General features: G+C 44.9%; 3 protein-coding genes. 2 read left to right on the forward strand and 1 reads right to left on the reverse strand.

Annotation, left to right across the window (positions count from 1 at the left end; translation table 11 throughout):
* On the forward strand, positions 1 to 333 hold a 333-nt coding region (locus A3739_RS01935), incomplete at its 5' end, for an acyl-CoA thioesterase II (RefSeq protein WP_197471960.1).
* Between the two features lie 67 nt (positions 334 to 400).
* A complete protein-coding gene (locus A3739_RS01940) occupies positions 401 to 667 on the forward strand; it encodes a hypothetical protein (protein WP_068482241.1) in 267 nt (88 codons plus the stop codon).
* On the opposite strand, the gene A3739_RS30625 is transcribed toward A3739_RS01940, so the two are convergent.
* The coding region (locus A3739_RS30625; protein ID WP_231876976.1) for a hypothetical protein at positions 641 to 846 on the reverse strand (206 nt) is incomplete at its 5' end. The two genes, A3739_RS01940 and A3739_RS30625, sit on opposite strands and share 27 nt — an antisense overlap.

The raw sequence follows: 846 nt of genomic DNA on the forward strand, positions 1-846 counted from the left end.
TGGTTTCGAGCGGTAGGTGAGCTACCAGATGATCTATACCTGCATCAATGTATTCTGACTTACGCATCGGACTTCGGTTTGCTAGGCACAAGCATGCTTCCTCACGGCGTGAGCTTTGCGCAAAAGGGCATGCAAGTTGCCAGTATTGATCACGCGCTTTGGTTCCATCGTCCATTCCGTGTTGATGATTGGCTTCTCTATGATATGGACAGTCCTAGCGCTTCAAACGGCAGAGGATTCAATCGTGGCAACATTTTCAATCAAAAAGGTGAACTTGTTGCATCAGTTTGCCAAGAAGCACTGATTCGGAAAAAACCACAAAAGCCAGCTTAATCGCTTGCGCTATGGCGAGTTCAGGGCCATGATAAAAGGTAGTATTTAATATCAAAGGAGTATGGCCATGAGCAGTGCTGAAGAAAGCCGTCAAGCCAAGGTAATCAGTGAACTACGAACCTTTATCCGCAAGGTTCTCTCTGATCCGACAATCGCCACAAAATGCATGGAAATCGCGCGTCAACACAAAGGCCAACCAGACTCAGCAAAATTAATCGCTGAAGAAATCAGCGCAAATACCATTGTGCGCATTCCAGAAGAACATAGTGATGCGGATAAAATCTTCCTCGACATTATTAATGAAGTCTTAGACGACGAAGCGGCACTCTACTAACTCAGAAGATGACGCATTTAAAACGGAGCAACACGCTCCGTTTTTTATATCTGTCAGTTTTATCAGCGATGCATCAGATACAAGAACATATCCATCAACTTCAGCAGCAACATTTTCGAGCCTGCATAGCGATAAAAGGCACTGCTGATTGGGTGAAGGAAAGCTATCAAGTCCTAGCT

The organism is Oleiphilus sp. HI0067, from assembly GCF_001635735.1.

Coding starts and splice junctions, on each gene's coding strand:
- A3739_RS01940 (WP_068482241.1), top strand. CDS start 401: ATGAGCAGTGCTGAAGAAAGCCGTCAAGCCAAGGTAATCAGTGAACTA.